23 protein-coding genes and 1 riboswitch are annotated in these 22,658 nt (G+C 69.2%); of the genes, 12 read left to right on the plus strand and 11 right to left on the minus strand.

The genetic code is table 11. From position 1 onward, the window contains the following. Window positions 1-10 precede the first annotated feature (10 nt). From cysD to ACFORO_RS32210, 4 genes are all read left to right on the plus strand, one after another. Window positions 11-931, plus strand: a complete 921-nt coding sequence (cysD, locus tag ACFORO_RS32195; protein WP_354736832.1) for a sulfate adenylyltransferase subunit CysD — start codon at window positions 11-13, stop codon at window positions 929-931. After that, window positions 931-2,193: a sulfate adenylyltransferase subunit 1 gene (locus ACFORO_RS32200; protein ID WP_377873400.1), complete on the plus strand. Its 1,263-nt coding sequence runs from the start codon at window positions 931-933 to the stop codon at window positions 2,191-2,193. Before cysD ends, ACFORO_RS32200 begins: the two co-directional genes overlap by 1 nt. Then, the gene (locus ACFORO_RS32205; protein ID WP_377873401.1) at window positions 2,190-2,927 is read left to right on the plus strand and encodes a sirohydrochlorin chelatase; all 738 of its coding nucleotides are present in this window, start codon (window positions 2,190-2,192) and stop codon (window positions 2,925-2,927) included. Before ACFORO_RS32200 ends, ACFORO_RS32205 begins: the two co-directional genes overlap by 4 nt. Before the next feature lie 245 nt (window positions 2,928-3,172). Next, complete coding sequence (locus ACFORO_RS32210) at window positions 3,173-3,802, plus strand: cyclase (protein WP_377873402.1); 630 nt, start codon at window positions 3,173-3,175, stop codon at window positions 3,800-3,802. A 44-nt stretch (window positions 3,803-3,846) separates the two neighbouring features. On the opposite strand, the gene ACFORO_RS32215 is transcribed toward ACFORO_RS32210, so the two are convergent. Both ACFORO_RS32215 and ACFORO_RS32220 read right to left on the minus strand, forming a co-directional pair. After that, window positions 3,847-5,169, minus strand: coding sequence for an alpha/beta hydrolase family protein (locus ACFORO_RS32215; protein WP_377873403.1), 1,323 nt, complete (start codon window positions 5,167-5,169; stop codon window positions 3,847-3,849). Between the two features lie 91 nt (window positions 5,170-5,260). Continuing rightward, window positions 5,261-5,836, minus strand: a complete 576-nt coding sequence (locus ACFORO_RS32220) for an ArsR/SmtB family transcription factor (protein WP_377873404.1) — start codon at window positions 5,834-5,836, stop codon at window positions 5,261-5,263. Between the two features lie 96 nt (window positions 5,837-5,932). On the opposite strand from ACFORO_RS32220, the gene ACFORO_RS32225 reads away from it, so the two are divergent. Continuing rightward, window positions 5,933-6,706, plus strand: a complete 774-nt coding sequence (locus ACFORO_RS32225; protein ID WP_377873405.1) for an enoyl-CoA hydratase-related protein — start codon at window positions 5,933-5,935, stop codon at window positions 6,704-6,706. 64 nt (window positions 6,707-6,770) lie between these two features. Here the strand turns inward: ACFORO_RS32225 and ACFORO_RS32230 are convergent, their stop codons facing one another. The 3 genes from ACFORO_RS32230 to ACFORO_RS32240 are packed head-to-tail and all read right to left on the minus strand — an operon-like array spanning window position 6,771 to window position 7,782. Beyond that, window positions 6,771-7,121 carry a barstar family protein gene (locus ACFORO_RS32230; protein ID WP_354736820.1) on the minus strand — a complete coding sequence of 117 codons (351 nt, stop codon included), beginning with the start codon at window positions 7,119-7,121 and terminating at the stop codon, window positions 6,771-6,773. After that, entirely contained in the window at window positions 7,118-7,570 is a 453-nt protein-coding gene (locus ACFORO_RS32235; RefSeq protein WP_377873406.1) for a ribonuclease domain-containing protein, read from the minus strand. Before ACFORO_RS32235 ends, ACFORO_RS32230 begins: the two co-directional genes overlap by 4 nt. Window positions 7,571-7,581: 11 nt before the next feature. Beyond that, on the minus strand, window positions 7,582-7,782 hold the full coding sequence (locus ACFORO_RS32240) for a hypothetical protein (RefSeq protein ID WP_037813693.1): 201 nt from the start codon (window positions 7,780-7,782) through the stop codon (window positions 7,582-7,584). A 60-nt stretch (window positions 7,783-7,842) separates the two neighbouring features. Between ACFORO_RS32240 and ACFORO_RS32245 the strand changes: the two genes are divergently transcribed. The 3 genes from ACFORO_RS32245 (at window position 7,843) to ACFORO_RS32255 (ending at window position 11,602) form a co-directional block, all read left to right on the plus strand. Continuing rightward, window positions 7,843-8,808 (plus strand): zinc-binding dehydrogenase, encoded by a 966-nt coding sequence (locus ACFORO_RS32245; RefSeq protein WP_354736816.1) that lies wholly within the window; start codon window positions 7,843-7,845, stop codon window positions 8,806-8,808. 161 nt (window positions 8,809-8,969) lie between these two features. Then, window positions 8,970-9,992, plus strand: coding sequence for an alpha/beta fold hydrolase (locus tag ACFORO_RS32250; RefSeq protein WP_377873407.1), 1,023 nt, complete (start codon window positions 8,970-8,972; stop codon window positions 9,990-9,992). Between the two features lie 119 nt (window positions 9,993-10,111). Beyond that, window positions 10,112-11,602: an amino acid permease gene (locus ACFORO_RS32255; RefSeq protein WP_377873408.1), complete on the plus strand. Its 1,491-nt coding sequence runs from the start codon at window positions 10,112-10,114 to the stop codon at window positions 11,600-11,602. 890 nt (window positions 11,603-12,492) lie between these two features. Here ACFORO_RS32255 and ACFORO_RS32260 read toward each other — a convergent pair. Next, window positions 12,493-13,542 carry an NAD(P)H-dependent flavin oxidoreductase gene (locus ACFORO_RS32260; protein WP_377873409.1) on the minus strand — a complete coding sequence of 350 codons (1,050 nt, stop codon included), beginning with the start codon at window positions 13,540-13,542 and terminating at the stop codon, window positions 12,493-12,495. Window positions 13,543-13,602: 60 nt separating this feature from the next. Here ACFORO_RS32260 and ACFORO_RS32265 point away from each other — a divergent pair, with 60 nt between their 5' ends. Beyond that, window positions 13,603-14,049 (plus strand): pyridoxamine 5'-phosphate oxidase family protein, encoded by a 447-nt coding sequence (locus ACFORO_RS32265; protein ID WP_377873530.1) that lies wholly within the window; start codon window positions 13,603-13,605, stop codon window positions 14,047-14,049. 755 nt (window positions 14,050-14,804) lie between these two features. Here the strand turns inward: ACFORO_RS32265 and ACFORO_RS32270 are convergent. Both ACFORO_RS32270 and lepA read right to left on the minus strand, forming a co-directional pair. After that, window positions 14,805-15,326, minus strand: coding sequence for a Uma2 family endonuclease (locus tag ACFORO_RS32270; protein WP_377873410.1), 522 nt, complete (start codon window positions 15,324-15,326; stop codon window positions 14,805-14,807). Between the two features lie 136 nt (window positions 15,327-15,462). Next, entirely contained in the window at window positions 15,463-17,328 is a 1,866-nt protein-coding gene (lepA, locus tag ACFORO_RS32275; protein ID WP_354736806.1) for a translation elongation factor 4, read from the minus strand. A 116-nt stretch (window positions 17,329-17,444) separates the two neighbouring features. Here lepA and ACFORO_RS32280 point away from each other — a divergent pair, with 116 nt between their 5' ends. Then, on the plus strand, window positions 17,445-18,056 hold the full coding sequence (locus ACFORO_RS32280) for a class I SAM-dependent methyltransferase (protein ID WP_377873411.1): 612 nt from the start codon (window positions 17,445-17,447) through the stop codon (window positions 18,054-18,056). Here the strand turns inward: ACFORO_RS32280 and ACFORO_RS32285 are convergent. Together ACFORO_RS32285 and ACFORO_RS32290 are read right to left on the minus strand one after the other, a co-directional pair. Continuing rightward, the gene (locus ACFORO_RS32285; protein ID WP_377873412.1) at window positions 18,053-18,427 is read right to left on the minus strand and encodes a VOC family protein; all 375 of its coding nucleotides are present in this window, start codon (window positions 18,425-18,427) and stop codon (window positions 18,053-18,055) included. The two genes, ACFORO_RS32280 and ACFORO_RS32285, sit on opposite strands and share 4 nt — an antisense overlap. A gap of 22 nt (window positions 18,428-18,449) precedes the next feature. Continuing rightward, window positions 18,450-19,313 carry a DMT family transporter gene (locus tag ACFORO_RS32290; protein WP_377873413.1) on the minus strand — a complete coding sequence of 288 codons (864 nt, stop codon included), beginning with the start codon at window positions 19,311-19,313 and terminating at the stop codon, window positions 18,450-18,452. 394 nt (window positions 19,314-19,707) lie between these two features. Here ACFORO_RS32290 and rpsT point away from each other — a divergent pair, with 394 nt between their 5' ends. After that, window positions 19,708-19,968 carry a 30S ribosomal protein S20 gene (rpsT, locus tag ACFORO_RS32295; protein ID WP_116200451.1) on the plus strand — a complete coding sequence of 87 codons (261 nt, stop codon included), beginning with the start codon at window positions 19,708-19,710 and terminating at the stop codon, window positions 19,966-19,968. A gap of 155 nt (window positions 19,969-20,123) precedes the next feature. Here rpsT and holA read toward each other — a convergent pair whose 3' ends face one another. Then, window positions 20,124-21,095, minus strand: a complete 972-nt coding sequence (holA, locus tag ACFORO_RS32300; RefSeq protein WP_354736798.1) for a DNA polymerase III subunit delta — start codon at window positions 21,093-21,095, stop codon at window positions 20,124-20,126. A 131-nt stretch (window positions 21,096-21,226) separates the two neighbouring features. Continuing rightward, a riboswitch (SAM riboswitch) is annotated at window positions 21,227-21,360 on the plus strand. Between the two features lie 13 nt (window positions 21,361-21,373). On the opposite strand from holA, the gene thrC reads away from it, so the two are divergent. Further along, window positions 21,374-22,639, plus strand: coding sequence for a threonine synthase (thrC, locus tag ACFORO_RS32305; protein WP_377873414.1), 1,266 nt, complete (start codon window positions 21,374-21,376; stop codon window positions 22,637-22,639). Window positions 22,640-22,658 lie beyond the last annotated feature (19 nt).

Consider the following 22,658-nt stretch of genomic DNA (forward strand, 5'->3'; position numbering starts at 1 on the left):
GGAAGGACGCATGACGACTTTGGAACCGGCGGCCGACGCGGCTGTCGACAACCTGGCCGCCCTCGAGTCCGAGGCCATCCACATCTTCCGCGAGGTCGCGGGCGAGTTCGACCGGCCGGTGATCCTGTTCTCCGGCGGCAAGGACTCGACGCTGATGCTGCACCTGGCGATCAAGGCCTTCTGGCCCGCGCCGGTGCCGTTCCCGCTGTTGCACGTGGACACCGGGCACAACTTCGACGAGGTCCTCGAATTCCGCGACCGGGTCGTCGAAAAGCACGGGCTGCGGCTGGTCGTCGCGAAGGTCCAGGACTGGATCGACGACGGCCGGCTCGAGGAACGCGCCGACGGCCTGCGCAACCCGCTGCAGACCACGCCGCTGCTGGAGACGATCGCGGAGAACAAGTTCGACGCGGTCTTCGGCGGCGGTCGCCGCGACGAGGAGCGGGCGCGCGCGAAGGAACGGATCTTCAGCCTGCGCAACGCTTTCGGCCAGTGGGAGCCGCGCAGGCAGCGGCCGGAGCTGTGGAATCTGTACAACGGGCGGCACCGTCCGGGCGAGCAGGTCCGCGTGTTCCCGCTGTCCAACTGGACCGAAGCGGACGTGTGGAACTACATCGCCCGCGAGAAGGTCGAACTGCCTTCGATCTACTACGCCCACCAGCGCGCGGTCTACCAGCGCGACGGCATGTGGCTCAGCGAAGGCCCGTGGGGCGGGCCGCGTCCCGGCGAGGACGTCCGCGAGCTGAGCGTGCGCTACCGGACCGTCGGCGACGGTTCGTGCACCGGCGCGATCGAGTCCACAGCGTCCACTGTGGACGAGGTGATCGCCGAGGTCCAGGCTTCGCGGCTCACCGAACGCGGCGCCACCCGCGCCGACGACCGGATGTCCGAGGCGGCCATGGAAGACCGCAAACGGGAGGGCTACTTCTGATGTCGAGCCTGCTGAGGCTGGCCACCGCGGGCAGCGTGGACGACGGGAAGTCCACGCTGGTCGGGCGGCTGCTGTACGACACCAAGTCCGTCCTCGCCGATCAGCTCGACGCGGTCACCCGCGCGTCTGTCGACAAAGGACTGTCCACTCCGGACCTTTCGCTGCTCGTCGACGGCCTGCGCTCGGAGCGCGAGCAGGGCATCACGATCGACGTCGCGTACCGGTATTTCGCCACGCCGAAGCGGTCGTTCGTGCTCGCCGACACGCCGGGGCACGTGCAGTACACCCGCAACACGGTCACCGGCGCGTCCACCGCACAGCTCGGGGTGCTGCTGGTCGACGCGCGCAACGGCGTGGTCGAGCAGACCCGGCGGCACGCGGCCGTGCTCGCCCTGCTGGGCGTGCCGCAGCTGGTGCTGGCGGTGAACAAGATCGACCTCGTCGACTACGACGAGAACACCTTCGGCGTCATCGCCAAGGAGTTCACCGCGCACGCGGAATCGCTGGGCTACGACTCGGCGTCCGTGGTCTCGATCCCGGTTTCCGCGCTGGTCGGCGACAACGTGGCGACCCGGTCCGGGAAAACCCCCTGGTACGACGGGCCGTCGCTGCTGGAACACCTCGAAAACGTGCCGGTGGCGCCGGACCCGCACGATTCCGCGCTGCGTTTCCCCGTGCAGTACGTGATCCGCCCGCGCACCGCCGAGTACCCGGATTACCGCGGCTACGCCGGTCAGATCGCCGCTGGCACGGTGCGTCCTGGCGACGAGATCGTCGTGCAGCCGCAAGGGATCCGCAGCCGAGTCGAGCGGATCGACACCGCGGACGGCCCGTTGGACGAGGCTGGTGCCGGAACCTCGGTGACCCTGCTGCTCGCCGACGACATCGACATCAGCCGCGGCGACCTGATCGCGGCCGCCGACGCGCCGCCGGAGGTCACTGACGAGATCACCGGCACGCTCTGCTGGCTGTCCTCGAAGCCGCTCAAGACCGGTGCGCGCGTGCTGGTCAAGCACGGCGCCCGGACCGTACAGGGGCTGACCACCGAGTTGCACGCCCGGTTCGACGAGCAGACACTCTCCAGTGTGGACTCTCCGGAAACCTTGGAGCTCAACGACATCGGCAGCGTCAGCCTGCAGCTGGCCGAACCGCTGCCGGTGGACGACTACGGCGTGAGCCCGCGCACCGGCGCGTTCCTGGTGATCGACCCGAAGGACGGCGACACCCTTGCCGCCGGTCTCGTCGGAGAACGGTTCTCGTGACGCCTCCCCTGGTCGCCGTCGCGCACGGCAGTCGTGACCCCCGCTCCGCCACGACGGTGCGGGCGCTGGTCGACGTCGTCCGTGCGCAGGCGCCGGGGCTGGGCGTGCACGAATCGTTCCTCGACCTGTCGGAGCCGCGCGTCACCGATGTGCTGCGCGGCCTTTACGCGGAAGGGCATCGCTCCGCGGTCGTGGTGCCGCTGTTGCTGGGCAGCGCTTTCCACGCGCGGGTCGACCTGCCCGCGCTGGTCGCCGAGGTGGCCGCGGAGTGCCCCGGGTTCCGGATCCAGGTGTCGGACGTGCTGGGCGCTGACCCGGCACTCGAAGCCGTCGCCCTCGACCGGCTCGCCGGAGCCCGCCGCCGCAGCGAGACTGGCGTGCTGCTGAGCGCGGTCGGCTCGTCCAATCCCGAGGCCAACGCGGTCGTCGCCGGAGTGGCCGCACGCTGGGAAAAGCAGCTCGGCCTGCCGGTCAGCGAAGCGTTCGCCAGCGCCACTCAGCCGGACATCCCGGCCGCCGCCGCTCGCCTGCGCGATCGCGGCGTACGGCATCTCGTGGTGGCGTCGTGGTTCCTGGCCCCCGGCCTGCTGCCGGACCGGATCGCCTTGCTGGCCCGCGACGCCGACCCGGACGCGTTCATCGCCGAACCGCTCGCCGACGACCCGCGCGTGGCGGACGTCGTGATCGGCCGGTATGCCTCCGCGATCTCCGGGCTGCTGCGGACCGCCGCCTGACAGTCGCACCGGGCAGCCCACGCCGGTGGCCCGGCCTGGCTCGCCCTGTCGGACCACCGTCGGTAGACCCGAACGGCCGATCAGACCACTCCTACCGCCACAAGGTGAGCAGCATTCACATTTTCCGTCACGGTGCGCACCCGTGAACGGTCAATCCTTGACGCGCTACTTAACTTGCCGGTAACTCTCTAATCGCTGCGCAGCTTTCTCTCTCCCCCGTGAAACCCGCAGGTAGGAGCACACAGATGAAAGCACCTCACTTTTACCGGCTGGCCGCGCTGACGGCGGTCGCCGCCCTTCCGCTCGCCCTCGCGGCCCCGGCGTCCGCCGCGACCGCGATCACCTTCGACTGCCAGGCCGACGCACCGGTGGTCGGCCCGCAGCAGGTGTCGCTGACCCAGAACGCCGACGTCACCGCACCCGCGACGGTCGCCCCCGGCGGCGCGTTCGACGTCGTCATCGACCCCGCGCCCAACACCGTCCCGAGCGACGTGGGCGGCAACAAAGTCAAGAACATCAACACCTTCGCACTGAAGTTCCCGATCCCGGCGAACTCGACCTACGTCAGCGCCGACCTCGCCGGCGGCTCCGGCCTCGGCGACACCCCGCCGACGATCAGCGTCGCCAGCGGCGTCGCGACCCTGAGCTTCCCCGGCCCGATCGCCGGCGGCTCGACCTTCGAACTGCCGACCGTCACCGCGCACCTCAAAGCAGGCGACTCCGGCAAGATCGAGACCAAACTGTCCGGCACCAGCTACAGCGACCCCGGCCTGACCTTCAAGGCCGTGGCCAGCAGCATCATCGGCGACGTGACCGCGCCGACGGCGTGCTTCCCGAACCCGAGCCCGGTTTTCACGACCACGACCATCGGCTGATCCGGACCGCGGCCACCCGCTGCGCCCGGGTGGCCGCGCCCGGTTCACGGCAGCAGCAGTCCCCAGTAGACCGCCCAGGGAACGAACACCAGCCCGGCCACGAGCGGTGCGACCGCCCCGCGCCGCCGGTCCGGTTTCCGCAGCCCCACCAGGGTGATCGCCAACGCCACCACCGTCGCGACCGCCAGCGCTTGCACCGCCAGCCACGGCAACGGCCGCCCGACGAACACCGGTCCGAGATCCTTCATCCCGGACAACTGCGCCCAGCCAAGCATTCCGACGAACCCGGCGACAGTCGCCGTTCCTAACCCGGCCAGCCACCGCGACGACCTAGTCCCCCGGCGACGCATCAACGCGACCACACCGCCGACCGCGAACCCGCCGAGCAGCAAGGCGAGTGCGACCCCTTGCGCCCAAACAGATTCCCACAAGGAGAGCGGTTGGAGCGCTTCGGTCGGCCGCTGCGTGAACGCCGCGGTCTCGACGTGCACGCCCTGCCGATCCGCCAGCCATTCCCCGACAATCGCCGGATAACCGGACACGACCCGGGGCAACCGGTCGAACCCGGCGTCGCTGGTCGCGTACAGATCCGGCCCGCCGCCGGCGACGAACCGAATCGTGTGGTTCGGGTGTCCGGCCAGTGCGTCCGCGAAAATCCGCGAACTCTCGACCGGCACATGGTTGATGTCGAGGTCGCCCCACAACGCCAGGATCGGCTGCTTCAGCCGCCGCAATACCGGCACCGGGTCGTAATCCGCCTCGGGAAACAGTCCAGCCCCGACCGCGAAGCGCGTTCCCCGCACCGGCAAGGTCGTCAGCAGCGAACCGGAAATCCCTTGGTGGCGAAGGACATTCCCCCAATACCAGGAAGTCTGTCTAGCTCCGCCCAACCCGGATCCGCCGACGGTGATCACGTACGAAATGTCGGCCGTCCGCGTCGCCGCGAGCGGCGCGACCCACGCACCCTCGCTGACGCCCCAGACGCCAACCTCCGCAGTTCCGGACTGAGCCCGCAACGCGTGCACCGCCGAGACCAGATCGTCCGCCAGCACGCCGTAATCGCGCTGGGTTTTGGAATAACCGCTGGTACGCCGGTCGTACACGAGCGTCGTGACGCCGAGCCGCGTGAACATCTCGGCCTGCAACCGGAGATTGTCCCGGGTCCGCCAGTCCGACCCTCCTTGCAGGACGATCGCGGACTTCGCTGGCCCTTCCGGCCGGAATACCGTGCCGTGCAACGTGATTCCGCCCGAGCCCGTGAAGCTGACGTCGGCGGACGGGTGTGCTTGCGCTTGCTGGGCGGTCGGCAGGACCGAGCCCAGCGCGAGGATCGCGGCGGCGAGCCGCGATTTGCCCCAGGGCAGCATGAAGTGTTCTCCTTGCTTCGGGAGATCGTGCGACGTTTTCCCTTATTCCTGGGTGCCGAGTTGCCGCTCGGCACCCAGGGCCTCCTCCAAGTCAGTCTTGGACGGCCTCCTCTCCGCTCGGCGCCGGGAACGCGATCATCCGCGTCTCGACCCGGCGCGCCCCCTCCGGCGTCTCGTCGTCCGGCCGCTGATACCGGCGCAGCAAGGCGAGATACGCCTCGAAGAAGTCCCCCAGCTCGTCCAGCGTCACGGTGATCGCGCCGCGCGAGTACGGAATCGCGTCCGCCCACTCCCCGAGCCGCGGCCGTTCGCGCTCGAACCGTTCGTACAGCTCGGTGTCGCCCGCGAGCCACAGCCGGTGCAGCTCGCCGATCGCCGCCTTGGCCGGATCGTCGCGTTCGTCCGCGGGCGGCAGCCGCAGGTCGTAATCCGCCACCCGCCACCAGCGTTCGCGCCCGCGCGCGCGTTCGGGAAGCTCCTCGACGAACCCGTTCTCCGCCAGCACCCGCAGGTTGTAACTGGTCCCGCCGCTGGTCACGCCCAGCCGTTCGGCGAGCGTCGTCGACGTCGCCGGTCCGGACGCGGCGAGCGCCTCGAGAATCCGCTGCCGCAACGGATTCGCGAGCGCCTTGAGTGCCTTGAGATCGGCGGGGCGAGGTTCTGCCATGCTCCCACGGTAGCGGTGCACGAGTTTTCATGCACGGGTTTTCGTGCATGAACTTCACACCCGCTCCCGGGCAGGCGGTGTGCGAAAGTGTCAGGCATGGCTGACGAACTGGTGCACTACGAGGTGGCGGCCGGCATCGCCACGATCACCCTGGACTCCCCGCACAACCGCAACGCGCTGTCGGCGCAGTTGCGGCGGGAACTGAGCGAGTCGCTGACCAAGGCCCGCGAGGACGACTCGGTGCGCGTGGTGCAGCTGACCCACACCGGCCCGGTCTTCTGCGCGGGCATGGACTTGAAGGAAGCTCGCGGTGCCGGCTCGTCCGACCAGGGCGTGAACGAGTTCCCGCAGATCCAGGACCAGCTGTGGACGAGCCCGAAGCCCGTCGTCGCCCGGCTGGCCGGCCCGGCTCGCGCGGGCGGCATCGGCATGGTCGCCGCGTGCGACATCGCGGTCGCGGTCCCGGAAGCGACCTTCGCCTTCTCGGAAGTCCGCATCGGCGTCATCCCGGCGGTCATCAGCCTGACGGTGCTCCCGCGGCTGAACGCCCGTGCCGCGCACGAACTGTTCCTGACCGGCGACGTCTTCGACGCCAAGCGCGCGGTGGAGATCGGCCTCCTGAACGCCTGCGTCCCCGCCGAGGACCTGGACAAGACCGTCGAGGGCTACCTCAGGTCGCTGACCCTGGGCGGTCCGAAAGCGTTGGCCGCCACCAAAGAACTGCTGGCCCGCCCGCGCCCGGCCACCCCGGCCGAAGGCTTCGCGGACATGAACGCCCTCTCGGCGGGATTCTTCGCCAGCGAAGAGGGGCAGGAAGGGATCCAGGCTTTCGCCCAGAAGCGCAAGCCGAACTGGGTCCCGCAGGACTGACGTTGTTGTCCGTGAGGGGAACCCTGAGGGACTCTGATTCCCTCAGGGTTCCCCTCACGGCCCGTTAAGCGTCCACCAGTACCAAGGTCAGCCGCCGGTCACCGGAGCCCATCGCCCGCTGCGCGTCCGACAAGACGCTCCGCACTGCCAGATAAGCCTTGGGCTCGGCGGCTTTCAGCCCGTCCGACCCGGCCCAGATCAGCACGTGCTCGCCGGTCGGCAACCACGACAAATCCGTGAGCATGTCGTAAAGCGCGTCCAGATTCCGCCCGAAATAAGACGGAAAAGACAGTGCCTCGCCGATCGCGTCCAGCGCCGACAGTTTGTCCAGCGCCCGCGCCCCGTCGACCCGATGCGGGTAAGCCCCGCGCGCGAAAGCCGCGTCCGCCGCGGCCCGCGCCGTCTCGCCGGTCACCGCGCGGAGTCCACAACGACGAACGACGCGTAATGATCCCCGGTGTAATACAACTCTTTCCCCGCCCCTGCGATCAACCGGCGAGCCCCTCGGTCCGGGCTCCCCGGCGTCTTCACGGTGTATTCGTGGTAATAGCCGTTCTTCTCCGCGGGAAGCTTTTTCTCCCGATTCTGGAAGACGACGTCGTCATTGCGCGGATACGGGTAGGGCCCGCCCTTCTGGATCAGGCCCCACGTGTCCTTCGCCTGCGAAGGCAGCGACGACAACGGCTTGACCGGCAGCCGGGAATCGGCCCCCGGCACTTTCCCGGAAGCGGCGGCGGGAGCACCCGACGAGGACGAGGGTGCCGGCGAATCCGAGGAGCCGGCGGTTTCCTTGACGAGCCACCCGCCGAGCACCAGCACGAGGAGACCGACGAGCGCAGCGGTGATCCGCCTACGGTTGACCATGGTGTGCCAGCTTAGGAGCGGCCGGGACCGTCGTCGTCACGGGCCGTGCCGAACCAGCGGCCGAAGCGCTCGACCAGCTTGTCGATGGCCCACGCGGCGAGCAGGCACAACGGCACGAGCACCGCCATCACCAGCACGAACTGCACGGGGAACCAGGCTTGGGCGAGCCACAGCTCGACCCCGTCCCACCAGTTGGCCAGCCCTTCGAACACGAGTGTGAGCCTACGCGCGCTCGCCTGCGCCGGGCCGTGCGGGGGAGGTAGGTTGCTGCCATGTTCGCCGTATACGCGCAGGAACCCAACGCCGAGTCCCCGCTCGATTCGCTGGTCGTCGGCGAGCGGCCGGAACCCGAGGTGCCCGAGGGCTGGGTCCGGGTGCACGTCAAAGCCGCCAGCCTGAACATGCACGACCTGTGGACCTTGCGCGGCGTCGGCATCAAGCCCGACCAGTTCCCGATGATCCTCGGCTGCGACGGAGCGGGCACGCTCGACGACGGCACCGAGGTCGTGCTGCATTCGGTGATCAACGCGCCGGGCTGGCAGGGCGACGACACGCTCGACCCGAAGCGCACTCTGCTCACCGAAAAGCACCAGGGCACGTTCGCGGACCAGGTCGTGGTCCCGGCCCGCAACGCGGTGCCGAAGCCGGCCGGGCTGAGCTTCGCCGAGGGCGCGACGATGGGCACCGCGTGGCTCACCGCGTACCGGATGCTGTTCGTGAAGTCGGAGCTGCGGCCCGGCCAGACGATGCTGGTGCAGGGCGCGTCCGGCGGGGTGTCGACCGCGCTCATCGCGCTCGGCCGCGCGGCCGGGTTCCGTGTGTGGGTCACCGGACGCAGCGAGGAGAAGCGCGCGCTGGCCGAGAGCGTCGGCGCGCACCAGACGTTCGAGTCCGGCGCGCGGCTGCCCGAGCGGGTGGACGCGGTGTTCGAGACCGTCGGCAAGGCCACCTGGGGACACACGCTCAAGTCGCTGAAGCCGGGCGGCGTGGTCGTGGTGTCCGGGTCGACCAGCGGCCCCGACCCGTCGGCCGACCTGCAGCGGGTGTTCTTCCTGCAGCTGCGGGTCCTCGGCTCGACCATGGGCACCCGCGACGAGCTGGCCGACCTGCTCGCCTACCTCGATCTGAAGGGCATCAAGCCGCAGATCGGCGCCGAGCTCCCCCTCGCGGAGGCCCCCGCGGGATTCGCCGCGATGGCCGCCGGGGAGACAGCGGGCAAGATCGTCTTCACGCACTGAACCTGACGTACGGCGCTGACCTGGGCTTTTCCGTTCCGGAAAGGTCCAGGCCAGTGCTTTTACCCGCTGTCTCGTGAATCGTCAACACCCCTGCTTCGCAATCAGATGGTGACCCCCCAAATTCCACCAGAAATCAACCTTGGGCGGTTAACCTGGAGAACATGACCGCGACGCAGCGGCCAGTCCCGGCCGGCCGGGGCGGCCGGCACCCCAGCGAACCGGAGCCGATCCGGGAATCCTTCCGGCGGTTCGCCGGCATGCGCACGCGCGTGCTGGAGGTCGGGCCGCCCGTCGCCGAGGCGCCCGCACCGAAGCGCACGCGCCGCAAGTCCGACGGGAAACCCCGCGCGCCGCGGCTCGTGTTGCTCCACGGGTATTGCGACAGTGCCGACACGTGGCGTCCAGTACTCGGAGAACTAGCCGCCGCGGGCATCGCCGCGATCGCTGTCGACCTTCCCGGCTTCGGCGACGCGCAGCCGCTGCGCCCCGGTCCGATGCTGCCGCAACTCGACGCCTTCACCGCCGCGGTGGTGCGCGAGCAGGCCGTGCTCGGCCCGGTGGTGCTCGCGGGCAACTCGCTCGGCGGCACGATGAGCCTTCGCGCGGCGCAGAACCGCCGGCTGCCGACCGCGGGCGTGGTGTCGATCGCCGCGCCCGGTTTCGTCGACTCGTGGCTGGTGCGCACGGTCGGGCGCAACCCGCTGCCGCTGCGGCTGTACTCCTCGCTTCCGTTGCCGGTGCCGGGTTTCCTGGTCCGCGCGGTCGCCGAACAGCTCGTGCCGCGGATCCTCTACGCCGACTCGCGCCAAGCCGACGCGGGCCAGGTCCGGCGGTTCACCACGCTCTTTCCCGACTACCGGGCCACCACGTCGCGGCTCGAAGAGGCCCGGCAGCTCGTCGCGGAGCTGGCCGACGCCTACCGCCTCGACCAGATCACGATCCCGCTGCTCGCGGTCGCGTGCGGCAAGGACAAGCTGGTGACGGCCGCGTCCGGGCGGAAGCTGCACACGCTGGTGCCGCACAGCAGGCTCGTCGTCCGCGAGGACTGGGGCCACTGCCCGCAGCTGGACGACCCGGCCGAGGTCGCGGAACTGCTCACCTTCTTCTCCGCCGGCGCGGTCCGCTCGGCCGCGCGCCCGGCGCCCACGGTCAACGACGTCGAGGACGACTCCGCGACCGGGTGACTCAGGCTGGCAAGATCGTCACACTATGGAGTCGATGACAGGCGGGGCGCCGCCAGGTACGGTGCGCTGCCAGGGCCCGGAACCCGGGGCCTGCGAACCACCAGTCTGAGGAGACATCGATGTCAGCTCCGCGCGGCCCTAACCTGGGCTCCGGGTCCGGGATCTTCCGGCGGAAGCCGATCGAAACCATCGAGCAGGCCGGGGAAAGCGGCCTGCAGCGCACGCTCGGCTTGCGGCAGCTGACCGCGATCGGCGTCGGCGGCATCATCGGCGCCGGCATCTTCTCGCTCGCCGGTGCGGTCGCGAACAAGACCGCGGGCCCGGCCGTGCTGATCTCGTTCCTGATCGCGGGCATCGCGAGCGCCGCGGCCGCGTTCTCCTACGCCGAGTTCGCCGGCCTCATCCCGCGCGCGGGCTCCGCCTACACCTACGGGTACGCGGTGCTCGGCGAGATCGTCGGCTGGTTCATCGGCTGGGACCTGCTGCTGGAGTACACCGCGATCGTGTCCGTGGTGGCGATCGGGATTTCCGGTTACTTCAACGATTTGCTGGGTTTCCTGCACGTCTCGCTGCCGCACTGGATGTCCGGCGCGCCAGGAACGGAACCGGCGGGCGTCGAACCGGGGTCGTACAAGATCAACCTGTTCGCGGTGCTGCTCTGCCTGCTGATCGCCTTTATTCTCAACCAGGGCATGAAAAACGCGGCGCGCTTCGAAACGCTGCTGGTGTACCTGAAGGTCGGCCTGGTGCTGCTGGTGATCGTGGTCGGCGCCTTCCACATCCAGAGCGGCAACTACAGCAACTTCTTCCCGTTCGGCCTCAGCGGCGCTTTCACCGGCGCGGCAACGGTCTTCTTCGCGGTCTTCGGCTACGACGCCATGTCGACCGCGGCCGAGGAGTCGCAAGACTCGCAGAAGCACATGCCGAAGGCGATCATCTACTCGCTGGCGATCTCGATGGTGCTGTACGTGCTGGCCTGCCTGGTCCTGACCGGCATGGTGAAGTACACCGACATCAACCCGGAAGCGGCCTTCTCCAGCGCGTTCGCGAAGGTCGGCCTCGGCTGGCTGGGCGCGATCATCGCGGTCGGCGCGATCATCGGCATCCTGACGGTGCTGTTCACCTTCTTGATGGGCGCGACGCGCGTGGGCTACTCGATGAGCCGCGACGGCCTGCTGCCGAAGTGGTTCGCGAAGACCCATCCCGTGCGCAAGGTCCCTTCGCGCATCACCTGGATCCTGGGCGGCGCGTCTGCGCTGATCGCGGGCGTGCTGCCGATCGGCGAGGCCGCGGAACTGACGAACATCGGCATCCTGCTGGCCTTCGTGGTCGTCTGCATCGCGGTGATCGTGCTGCGCTACAAGCGTCCTGAACTGCCGCGCACGTTCAAGACGCCGGGCATGCCGGTGGTGCCGATCATCGGGGTGGTGTTCTCGATCTGGCTGATCACGTTCCTGAAGCCGGAAACGTGGCTGCGCTTCGCGATCTGGTTCGCGATCGGAATGGTGATCTACTTCTCCTACAGCAAACGGCACTCGGCGATGGAACGCGGCGAGTCGGCTGGTTCCGGTGACGGGGACGCTGGCGAACTGAAGTCCACTTCGGACTGACGCTGCGGTTTTCGTTTGCCGCGGCCTTGATTGCTGCGGCTTTGACGCGGGGGACGCCTTTGTGGTGTCCCCCGCATTTCTTTTGCGCTGTTGCTGATCCGCTGGCGTTGCGCCTGGCTGGAACCAGCCGAGGCAGTGCCGCGGCACTCCGCCGAGGTCTTCCTTTCCTGGATAATCGGGCATCATCTCGGGCCGCTCGCGCACATCGCACTCGCCGAATACCTCGCTGCGGCAGCGCTCTTCAATACCGCGCGCAACCAATCACTGCGACTGTCCGAGCCGCGCCACCACCACATGAGCACATCTCGCCCTGCCGGAACCCTCAGCACGGCCAGTCAAGCTGTTCCGGTGCCGGGGCTTCGGCGGGAAGCCCTCGCCCTCACGAACGCTGACTGCGGTCAAGCACCGCCATCAAGCCATCCCGCCGCCGTCAACTCAGCGCGGAGCCTCGGCCCTCAACGCCTCCAGCAGGCGTGTCGCCGCAATCGCCAAGCCATCCCAAAGCCCAGCGCTCAACGCGGAGCCTCGGTTTCAATGCCTCCACCAGACGCGTCACCGCAACCACCAAGCCCATCCCAAAGCCCAGCGCTCAACGCGGAGCCCCGGCCTCAACGCCCCACCAGACGCGTCACGCAACCCACCAAGCCCTGAGCTCAGCGCGCACAGCTCGCCCTCGCCGAGTCCAGCAGTCACATCACCGCAATTCACCCGGCCGCCTCGCTCCCCAACCCTGAGCTCAGAGCCTGGCTCTCCAGCAACCAGCGAGCACCACAGCCGTCATGCCCATTGCGCTGTCACCGGTTCGGCGAGAGCCTTCCCGCCTGCCACCTTGTGGTCAGGTCGCCGCAAGCGGCCAATCCTGCACGGTCGGGGCCCTCGCGCCGGAGGTCTCAGCGCAACCGGTCGAGTCGTTCCGCCGCGGACTTCGCCTCCGTGCGCAGCCGGGCCATGATCGAGGCTGCGGAACCGTCACTGGCGAGCGGATACGTCTGCCCAGCCCACAGCGACATCGCTTCCGGGTCGCCAGCTTTGCCTGCCGCCGCGCGGACCGGTTTGCTCAGGTGGTGCAGCTGCGGATACGCGGCGGGCGCGGCCGCGGAGAGGTCGCTCAGGACGCGGTTCACCATGCCCCGCGCCGGGCGTCCGCTGAACGCGCGCGTGAACGCCGTCGCCCGGCCCGCCTCGGCGAGTGCCCGCCGCTGGGTGTCGCCGGTGCCAGCTTCCGTCGCGAGCAGGAAGGCCGTGCCCAGCTGCGCCGCCGACGCACCGGCAGCCAGTACCGCCGCGATGTCGGCACCGTTGACCAGTCCTCCGGCCGCGACCAACGGCAGGCTCGTGCGCGCGCCGAGCAAACGCAGCAACGCGAGCAGGCCGTACTCCTCGCCGCCAGCCGGATTGTCCGGGTCGTCGGTGAACAGGCCACGGTGCCCGCCGGCCTCGAAGCCCTGCACGACGAGCGCGTCGGCTCCGCGCGCGGCAGCGAGGTCGGCTTCCTCCGGATTCGTGACGGTGACCGCGACCTTGCCGCCAGCCTCGTGGATCCGCTGCACCTCGGCAGACGTCGGCGCGCCGAACGTGAACGACACCAGCGGAACCCGGTGGCGCACGACGAGATCGAGTTTCGCCGGGTACTCGTCGTCGTCCCAGACCGGTTCGCCGAGTTCGACGCCGTAGCGCACGGCTTCGGCGAGCAACCGTTCACGGTGCGCGGCGAGGTCGGCCACCGACCGGCCGCCGGGGACGAACAGGTTGACGCCGAACCGGCCGCCGGTGAGGTCGGCGGTGTGCGCGATCCGGGCGTCCAGCGTCTCCGCGCTGAGGTAGCCCGCGGCGAGGAAACCGAACCCGCCCGCGTCCGTGACGGCGCCGACCAGCCGCGGAGTCGTCGGCCCGCCCGCCATCGGCGCCACGATCACCGGGAACTCGAGATCATCGAACATGTCCCCGAGCCTAGTGCCGGACCGGAAATGCGCCGGGTCGCCGCCGCGTTGCACAAGAGCATGACGGCAACCCTGGAACAGCTCCGCGCGCTGACGGTGCAGGAGAACGGCCTCGCCACTGTGGCCACGACCCGCACCGACGGCACCGTGCACGCGTCCGTGGTGAACGCGGGCATCCTGAACGACCCGGTGACAGGCAAGCCGAGCGTCGGCTTCGTCGCCGTCGGCGGCGCGCACAAGCTCGCGCTGCTACGCCGCAACGGCCACGCGACCGTCACGTTCCGCCGCGGCTGGCGCTGGCTCTCGGTAACCGGCCCGGTCCGCCTGATCGGCCCGGACGACCCCGACCCGGCCTTCCCTGCCGACGACCTCGCGCCCCTGCTGCGCGAGGTGTTCCGCGCCGCCACCGGAACCCACGACGACTGGGCGGAGTACGACCGGGTGATGGCCGCCGAACGCCGGGCCGCGGTGTTCGTGGAGGTGGGCAAGATCATCGGGAACGGCTGATCCGCCACCGCCTGAGCCGACCACCCTTTCGAGCACCAGTCGGAGAAGTGCCGCCTGGACGATGGCGTTGCCGTCGTGGCCGTAAACCTGCCCGCTCGGGCACCGAGGGCCTTCGCGGAGATGGACAGCGGTCGGCCACCCGTTGAGTCGCCCCAGGCACGCTGATCACGGCGCGGAATGTCGAGTCGCGGCGTGCGCGGAGAACGGGAAGGCAACCGGCTGCCGCCAACCCGCGCCAGTCACGCCGCCGAACGCGGCGCGGCGGCATGCACGGACACGATCGAGCCACCAGCGACTGCCGACCCATCGGCAGGCCACGTCGCTCACGCCATCAACCATCGCGTCGCAGCAACCACAAAGACCAGGTGGCAAACCGGCACACCTCGAACCCTCCCCTCAATCCGCACCAGCGAACACCACATCACCACATCCGTGAAGGTCGTGACGACCGTCCGGAACCGCTGACCTGCCCCGGCCCAACGCCGGTCACGCCGGACCGCAGCGTTGGTGAACGTCAGACCGCACCGCCAAAGCAGCCGACCCGCCCTCTGCCAACACCAGTCGCGCCGGACCGGCAGCATTTGTGAACGTCAGACCGCACCGCCAAACGACCGACTCACCACCTGCCAACGCCAGTCACACCGTCACACATCCGCACAACAACGTCCGTCGCGATCACCAGGCCCGCGAACCCGTCACCAATCCTGTCCGGTCAAGCCGTCACATCCCTTCCCATCCGCCAAGCCCGAATCAAGTCACCGTCCATTCATGAGCTCCGCCAGACTCACTCGCACCGGAAACGGCCGCTCCGTCTCGAACGCCTCACCTCCAGCCACTTCCGCACTCTGCTGATAACCACCGTCCGCACTGATCTCGAATGCCGTCAGCGAAAGCGCGACCGGATCGATCACCCAGTAGTCCGGCACGCCCCACCGCTCGTAAACCGCTTTCTTGGTTACGCGATCGTGAATCCCAGAACTCGGCGACACCACTTCGACCACGAGCAGCGGCGGCATCGGCAAATCGGCGTCAGTGAAGTCCTCGGCCCGGCCCACCACCAGATCCGGCCGCAGTTCGACCTGGTCCCCGGACCGCACCGCGAACGGCCCGCCGACCACATCCATCCCCGGCGGGCACCCTGACTCCAGCAACCCGTAGAGCCGAAAAACCGCGTGCTGGTGCCGCAGTCCCGGCGCAGGGCTGACGTACAGCACGCCGTCGACGAGTTCGTGCCGTCGTCCGTCCTCGGGGATCGCGGCGAGATCCCGCACCGTCATCGGTTGTGAACCTGAAGGCCAGCCAGTGAGTGTCATGAGCGCGTTCCTTTCTTCGTCGCACTCAAGGACACCAGCCCCCACCGACAAAAACGGCGGCTCCCGGAAACCCGGAGCCGCCGTTCACCCGAAGGGGGACCTACTTCTTGTTCTTTCCGTTGTCCTCAGTGGACAGTGCCGCGACGAACGCTTCCTGCGGCACCTCCACCCGGCCGACGGTTTTCATCCGCTTCTTGCCTTCCTTCTGCTTCTCCAGCAGTTTCCGCTTCCGCGAGATGTCACCGCCGTAGCATTTGGCCAGCACGTCCTTGCGGATGGCGCGGATCGTTTCGCGCGCGATGATCCGCGAGCCGATCGCCGCCTGGATCGGCACCTCGAACTGCTGTCGCGGAATCAGCTCGCGCAGGCGCGTCGCCATGCGGTTTCCGTACGTGTAGGCGGCGTCCTTGTGCACGATCGCGGAGAACGCGTCCACCGTCTCGCCCTGCAGCAGGATGTCGACCTTCACCAGGTCGGCCACCTGCTCGCCGGACTCCTCGTAGTCGAGCGACGCGTAACCGCGCGTGCGCGACTTCAGCGTGTCGAAGAAGTCGAAGATGATCTCCGCGAGCGGGATCGTGTAGCGCAGTTCGACGCGGTCCTCGGACAGGTAGTCCATGCCCAGCAGGGTGCCGCGCTTCGACTGGCACAGCTCCATGATCGTGCCCACGAACTCCGACGGCGCCAGGATGCTCACCTTCGACACCGGCTCGTGCACCTCGGAGATCTTGAGCCCGCCCGGCCAGTCCGACGGGTTCGTGACGATGACCTCGCTGCGGTCCTCCAGCACCACGCGGTACACCACGTTCGGCGCGGTGGAAATCAAGTCCAGGCCGAACTCGCGCTCAAGCCGGTCCCGGGTGATCTCCAGGTGCAGCAGGCCGAGGAACCCGCAGCGGAAGCCGAAGCCCAGCGCCACCGAGGTCTCCGGCTCATAGGTCAGCGCGGCGTCGTTGAGCTGCAGCTTCTCCAGCGCCTCGCGCAGCTCCGGGTAGTCCGAGCCGTCCACCGGATACAGCCCGGAGTAGACCATCGGCTTCGGCTCGCGGTAGCCCGCCAGGGGCTCCTTGGCGCCGTTCCGCTCGGCCGTGACGGTGTCGCCGACCTTCGACTGCCGCACGTCCTTCACGCCGGTGATCAGGTAGCCGACCTCGCCGACGCCGAGGCCCTTGCTGGCCTTCGGTTCCGGCGAGATGATGCCGACCTCCAGCAGTTCGTGCGTGGCGCCGGTGGACATCATCTTGATCTTCTCGCGCGGCGTGATCTTGCCGTCGACCACCCGGATGTAGGTCACCACGCCGCGGTAGGTGTCGTAGACCGAGTCGAAGATCATCGCCCGCGCGGGCGCTTCCGAATCGCCGACCGGGGGCGGGACCTGCTTCACGACCTCGTCGAGCAGCGCGCCGACGCCGACGCCGGTCTTCGCCGAGACCCGCAGCACGTCGTCGGGCTCGCAGCCGATGATGTGCGCGATCTCGCCCGCGTACTTGTCCGGGTCGGCCGAGGGCAGGTCGATCTTGTTCAGCACCGGGATGATCTGGAGGTTGTTCTCCAGCGCCAGGTACAGGTTGGCCAGGGTCTGCGCCTCGATCCCCTGCGCGGCGTCCACCAGCAGGATCGCTCCTTCGCACGCTTCGAGCGCGCGGGACACCTCGTAGGTGAAGTCGACGTGGCCGGGGGTGTCGATCATGTGCAGGACATAATCTTGCTCACCGCCCTGGCCGTCCTTGATCTTCCAGGGCAGCCGGACGTTCTGGGCCTTGATCGTGATGCCGCGTTCCCGCTCGATGTCCATGCGGTCGAGGTACTGCGCGCGCATGGCCCGCTCCTCGACGACGCCGGTGAGCTGCAGCATCCGGTCCGCCAGCGTCGACTTGCCGTGGTCGATGTGGGCGATGATGCAGAAGTTGCGGATCAACTCCGGCGGCGTGAAGGTGGTGTCGGCGAACGTCTTGGGCGCTGTCACTCGGGCTGTCCTCGGGATGGTGGGGGATGTCCGTACCCCATCGTCCCATGGACCTCCGGGTGCGGGTGGGGGTCATCCCCGATGCGGCCCCGCGCGACTCGTGATGACCTCGAAGCATGACCACTTCACCCTCCCCCTCGCCGCCCGGCCCCGGCGTCCTCGACGCCGCGCTCGACCGGGCTTTCGGCCACCCCAGCGGCCTGCTGGGCAGGCTCGGCGGCAAGCTGATGGCGGTCAGCAACGCCACGACCGAGCACCGCGTCGTCGACCTCGCCCGCCTCGAACCGGACGAGACCGTCCTCGTCATCGGCCCCGGTCCGGGGATCGGCCTCGACGCGGCGAGCAAACTCGCCGACGAGGTGATCGGCGTCGAACCCTCCCCCGAGATGCGCGATCTCTGCACGGACCGCTGCGGCGACCGCGCCGAGGTGCGCGCGGGCAGTGCGGCTCGGACTGGCTGCGCGGACGAGATCGCGGACGTCGTGCTGACCGTGAACAACGTCCAGCTCTGGGACGACCGTGCGGCGAGCTTCGCCGAGTTGTTCCGGGTGCTGCGGCCGGGCGGACGGCTACTGCTCTCGGCGCACGAGAAATGGCTTCCGGTGACGCGACACGAACTCGCCGACGAGGCCGCCGCCGCGGGATTCGCCGACCTGCAGACCTGGACCTGGGACCCGCCCGGGTTCGCCCCGCTCGCCGCCCAGCTCCGGGCAGTGAAACCGAGCTAGCGCTTGTCGCGGCGCAACGGGTGGTCCTCCGGGACCTCGACGAGGACGATCCGCAACCCGTCCGGGTCGGCGATCCACGCCTCGTCGGTGCCCCACGGTTCGCGCCGGGCCTCGCGCACCGGTTCGACCCCGCGTCCGGCCAATTCGGACAGAGTCGCCGGGAGATCGCGGACCTGCAGGAACAGGTTGACGTCCGGGCCGGGTCCCTCTTCGCCGGTGCCGACCACCTCGATCGAACCGCCACCGGCGAAAAACCGCGTGCCACCAGGGAACTCTCGCTCGATCGCGAGGCCGAGAACGTCGCGATAGAACGCGGTCGACACCTCGTGGTCGCGGGGGTGGATCAGCACCCGGCTGCTCAGTACGTCCATGGCTCCTGCCTACCTGAGCCGCTCAGGCAACCGCAATCGCGGCGATCCCGGCCAGCACCACCAGCGATCCGGCGAGCCGCCGCGCAGCGTTGCGCTCGCGGAGCACGAGCCAGGCGGCGACCCCGCCGAACACGATGGACAGTTCGCGCGCCGGAGCGACGAGGCTGACCGGCGCGATCCGCAGGGCATACAGGACCAGCAGATAGCCAGCCGGCGAGGCGAGTCCGACGATCAGCACCTCGCGCCGGTGGTCCCGCCACAGCCGCTTAATCTCGGACCGGCCGCGAGCGGCGGCCGGCGCGAGCAGGATGCTCTGGCCGATCGCGCCGCCGCCGAAGTAGACGAGCGGAGGCACGCCGAGCGACGTGACCGAATGCGCGTCCCAGAGCGTGTAAGCCGCGATGACCGTTCCGGTGGCGACGCCGTAGAACACCCCAGCGCGACGAGCTTTCGCGTCGCCGGTGCTGCCGCCGAGACTGATCACCAGAACGCCCGCGACGACAAGGAAGGCACCGATCAGCCCGAGCACGCCGGGCCGTTCGCCCAGGACTGTGACGGCCACGAGCACCGACACCAGCGGTCCGGTGCCGCGGGCCAGCGGATACACGACCGACAGGTCGCCGACCTCGTAGCCGCGCTGCAGCACGATCCCGTACACCACGTGCAGGACCGCGGTGACCAGCGCAGCGAGCAGCCAAGTCCATTGTGGACGTTCCGGTTCGACGGCCAGCGCGACCGCGATCACCGGGAGCATCGCGACCGCGGAAACCGTGTAGTACAGCCAGACGAATCGCGGACCGCCGGCGGAAACCCGTTTGGCGGCGAGATTCCACACTGCGTGCACGACCGCGGCGACGAGGACCATGGCGAGGGCAGTGGTGTTCATCTGCGACCCTTTCAGGTTTTCAGCGCACGCTGAAGACCGGGTCCTCCAGGCTTTTGTCCCGTCAGATGAACGGCAGGGCTCGGTGTCCCGCCGAAGGTGCCGCTCGGACCAGGCCCGCCCGCCCTCGTTGTCTTCGCGACCCGCTCTGCGGGACCACGGGCAGGCGACGGAACCCTAGGCACTACCGGAATCCACCGTAACGGAGCCGAGGGCGGAATGCCGAACAGCGAACGGCTCCGGGGGCCTGCTCCAGGGCCGCGAGCAGGGCTGTTAAGATTTTCGACTGTTGCCGTGCGGCATTCCGTCAGGGAGGAAGCCCGGCAGTCCCTCGGGACTGATCCGGAGCCACACGAACGCGGCAGCGACCTTCACCGAGTGAAAGAGGAACGCCTCCATGGCCAACATCAAGTCGCAGGTCAAGCGCATCGACACCAACGAGAAGGCGCGGCAGCGCAACCTGGCGATCCGGTCCTCGGTGAAGACCGCGATCCGCAAGTTCCGCGAGGCCGCCGAAGCCGGTGACAAGGACAAGGCCCTCGAACTGCAGCGCGACGCCGCTCGCAAGCTCGACAAGGCCGTCACCAAGGGCGTCATCCACGCCAACCAGGCCGCGAACAAGAAGTCGGCTCTCGCGAAGCGCGCGAACCAGCTCTGAGCGCAGTCTTTCCGGAAGGCCCGGCGGCTTCGGCTGCCGGGCCTTTTCCGTGTCCTGAGGTCGGTCTGGGCCCGGTGATCGCGCCCCCTCAGACGGCGGGGTGTGCCCCATCGCGAGAGCGCGGCAGCCGATAAGGGCCGCCTGTCCCCTGAGCGTCAGCGATCTCCCTTGGCCGCGACCACCTCGAGGACCGCGCGCTGCAGGGCGTAGTTCGCATCGGCCGCCGCGCCCTTGACCTCGGCGTTCAGCCGCGCCACGACGCGCATCGCGGTCGCGAGGCCGTCCTGGCCCCAGCCGCGGGACTGGCCTTGGGCCTTGCGGATCTTCCACGGCGGCATGCCCAGTTCGCCCGCCATCTGGTTCGGGTTGCCGCGGCCGGCGGCGGACACGCGAGCGATCGTGCGGACCGCGTCGGCCAGCGCGTCCGCCACCAGGACGTGCGGAACGCCCAGCTGCATCGCCCACTGCAGCGACTCCATCGCGGCCGCCCGGTCGCCCGCGACGGCCTTCTCCGCGACCGCGAAGCCAGTCACGTCGGCGCGTCCAGTGTGGTAGCGGCGGACCGCCTGCTCGTCGATGACTCCCCCGGTGTCGGCGACCAGCTGCGTCGCCGCCGAGGACAGTTCGCGCAGGTCCGAGCCGACCGAGTCGAGCAGTGCCATCAGGCCCGCGCCGTCGATCTTGCCGCCCGCGCGGCGCACCTCGTTGCGGACGAACGCCTCGCGCTCGGCCGGCTTGGTGAGCTTCGGGCATTCGGTGATCTCCGCGCCCGCTTTTTTCAACGCGCCAGGCAGCGCCTTCGCGGCCTTGCTCCGCCCGCCGCCGCTGTGCACGACCACGAGGACGATGCCGTCGGCCGGCGCCTTCACGTAGGCCAGGACCGCGTCGGACAGCTCCTGCGAGATGTCCTGCGCCGACTCCAGCACGATCACGCGCCCCTCGGCGAACAAGGACGGGCTGACCAGCTCAGCCAGCACGGGCGGTGTGAGATCGGACACCCGCGTCCGCGTGAGATCCGCCGTGGGGTCCGCGGCCTTGGCCGCGTCGAGGGACGCTCGCACAGCCCGTTCGATGAGCAGTTCTTCCTCGCCCGTGACGAGGTGCAGCGGCGCGGGTGCGGTGGTCACCTCGCTATCTTCTCACCCGGCTGCCGGACCGTCCGCCCCGGTGATGTGAGCCGCCTCCATGGCACGAGCTGATCGGGATGTCGTACGGTGTAGCCGAGGACGCGCCCACCGGCGCTCCGACAATCGAATACCGCTCATCCAGAGGGGCAGAGGGAACGGCCCGACGAAGCCCCGGCAACCGGCGTACAGCCTGTCATCCCGCGATCGCGGGATAGCTGACGACCACGGTGCCAATTCCGGCCCGCTTCGGCGGGGCAGATGAGGAAAGGAACCTCGCGATGACTGCAGCCCTCAGCGCCACCTCCGCCAACAAGACGATCGACCTCGGTCCGGCCGTCGAACTGGTGTCGAAGGAAGAAGGGCACCGGCAGCCGCTCGCTCCGGAATTCGTCTCCGCCGAAGACTTCTCGCCGCTCGAGGTCGCCTACGACTTCGGCCGCGTCCGCCGCGAGGACATCGAAGCGGGCCCGCGCAACATCTGGCGTTACAAGAAACTCCTTCCCGTCCCCTCGACCGTCGAGGAGACTCCGAACACCGAACCCGGCTGTACCCGGCTCGTGCGCGCCGACCGGCTCGCGAAGGAGCTCGGCCTCAAGAGCGTGTGGGTCAAGGACGACACCGGCAACCCGACGCACTCGTTCAAGGACCGCGTGGTCGCCGTCGCGCTGGCCGCGGCCCGCGAGTTCGGCTTCGAGGTCCTCGCGTGTCCCTCGACCGGCAACCTGGCCAACGCGACCGCCGCCGCGGCGGCCCGCGCCGGCTGGCGGTCGGTCGTGCTGATCCCGAAGAACCTCGAGCGCGCGAAGATCCTCACCACCGCGGTCTACGACGGCGACCTGATCGCCGTCGACGGCAACTACGACGACGTCAACCGGCTCGCCACCGAACTGGCCGGCGAGCACCCGAAGTGGGCGTTCGTGAACGTCAACGTCCGCCCGTACTACTCCGAGGGCTCGAAGACGCTCGCCTACGAGATCGCCGAGCAGCTCGGCTGGCGGATCCCCGAGCAGATCGTCGTGCCGATCGCCTCCGGTTCCCAGCTCACCAAGGTGGACAAGGGTTTCCGCGAGCTGGGCCAGCTCGGTCTCGTGGACGCCAGCCCGTACAAGGTGTTCGGCGCACAGGCCACCGGCTGCTCGCCGGTCTCCACCGCGTACCGCAACGGCCACGACGTGGTCCAGCCGGTGAAGCCGGACACCATCGCCCGCTCGCTCGCGATCGGCAACCCGGCCGACGGCCCGTACGTGCTCGACGTGGTCAACCGCACCGGCGGCGCGATCGAGGACGTCACCGACGAAGAGGTCGTGGAAGGCATCCGGCTGCTCGCGCGCACCGAAGGCATCTTCACCGAGACCGCGGGCGGCGTCACCGTGGCGACCGCGAAGAAGCTCGTCGAAACCGGCAAGCTCGACCCGGACGCCGAAACCGTCCTCCTCATCACCGGCGACGGCCTCAAGACCCTCGACGCGGTCGAGAACCACATCGGCCCGAAGGCCACCGTGCCGCCGTCCGCCGCGGCCGTCGCCAAGGCGCTCGGCTACTGACGCACCGGCCCGGGGTCCG

It is taken from the genome of Amycolatopsis halotolerans (assembly GCF_042647905.1).
Taxonomy (GTDB): domain Bacteria; phylum Actinomycetota; class Actinomycetes; order Mycobacteriales; family Pseudonocardiaceae; genus Amycolatopsis; species Amycolatopsis halotolerans.

Bases quoted from the DNA above. Each gene is read 5' to 3' on its own strand.
- cysD (WP_354736832.1), top strand. From the start codon at position 11: ATGACGACTTTGGAACCGGCGGCCGACGCGGCTGTCGACAACCTGGCC.
- ACFORO_RS32200 (WP_377873400.1), top strand. From the start codon at position 931: ATGTCGAGCCTGCTGAGGCTGGCCACCGCGGGCAGCGTGGACGACGGG.
- ACFORO_RS32210 (WP_377873402.1), top strand. From the start codon at position 3,173: ATGAAAGCACCTCACTTTTACCGGCTGGCCGCGCTGACGGCGGTCGCC.
- ACFORO_RS32215 (WP_377873403.1), bottom strand. From the start codon at position 5,169: ATGCTGCCCTGGGGCAAATCGCGGCTCGCCGCCGCGATCCTCGCGCTG.
- ACFORO_RS32220 (WP_377873404.1), bottom strand. From the start codon at position 5,836: ATGGCAGAACCTCGCCCCGCCGATCTCAAGGCACTCAAGGCGCTCGCG.
- ACFORO_RS32225 (WP_377873405.1), top strand. From the start codon at position 5,933: ATGGCTGACGAACTGGTGCACTACGAGGTGGCGGCCGGCATCGCCACG.
- ACFORO_RS32235 (WP_377873406.1), bottom strand. From the start codon at position 7,570: ATGGTCAACCGTAGGCGGATCACCGCTGCGCTCGTCGGTCTCCTCGTG.
- ACFORO_RS32245 (WP_354736816.1), top strand. From the start codon at position 7,843: ATGTTCGCCGTATACGCGCAGGAACCCAACGCCGAGTCCCCGCTCGAT.
- ACFORO_RS32250 (WP_377873407.1), top strand. From the start codon at position 8,970: ATGACCGCGACGCAGCGGCCAGTCCCGGCCGGCCGGGGCGGCCGGCAC.
- ACFORO_RS32255 (WP_377873408.1), top strand. From the start codon at position 10,112: ATGTCAGCTCCGCGCGGCCCTAACCTGGGCTCCGGGTCCGGGATCTTC.
- ACFORO_RS32260 (WP_377873409.1), bottom strand. From the start codon at position 13,542: ATGTTCGATGATCTCGAGTTCCCGGTGATCGTGGCGCCGATGGCGGGC.
- ACFORO_RS32265 (WP_377873530.1), top strand. From the start codon at position 13,603: ATGACGGCAACCCTGGAACAGCTCCGCGCGCTGACGGTGCAGGAGAAC.
- ACFORO_RS32270 (WP_377873410.1), bottom strand. From the start codon at position 15,326: ATGACGGTGCGGGATCTCGCCGCGATCCCCGAGGACGGACGACGGCAC.
- ACFORO_RS32280 (WP_377873411.1), top strand. From the start codon at position 17,445: ATGACCACTTCACCCTCCCCCTCGCCGCCCGGCCCCGGCGTCCTCGAC.
- ACFORO_RS32285 (WP_377873412.1), bottom strand. From the start codon at position 18,427: ATGGACGTACTGAGCAGCCGGGTGCTGATCCACCCCCGCGACCACGAG.
- ACFORO_RS32290 (WP_377873413.1), bottom strand. From the start codon at position 19,313: ATGAACACCACTGCCCTCGCCATGGTCCTCGTCGCCGCGGTCGTGCAC.
- rpsT (WP_116200451.1), top strand. From the start codon at position 19,708: ATGGCCAACATCAAGTCGCAGGTCAAGCGCATCGACACCAACGAGAAG.
- thrC (WP_377873414.1), top strand. From the start codon at position 21,374: ATGACTGCAGCCCTCAGCGCCACCTCCGCCAACAAGACGATCGACCTC.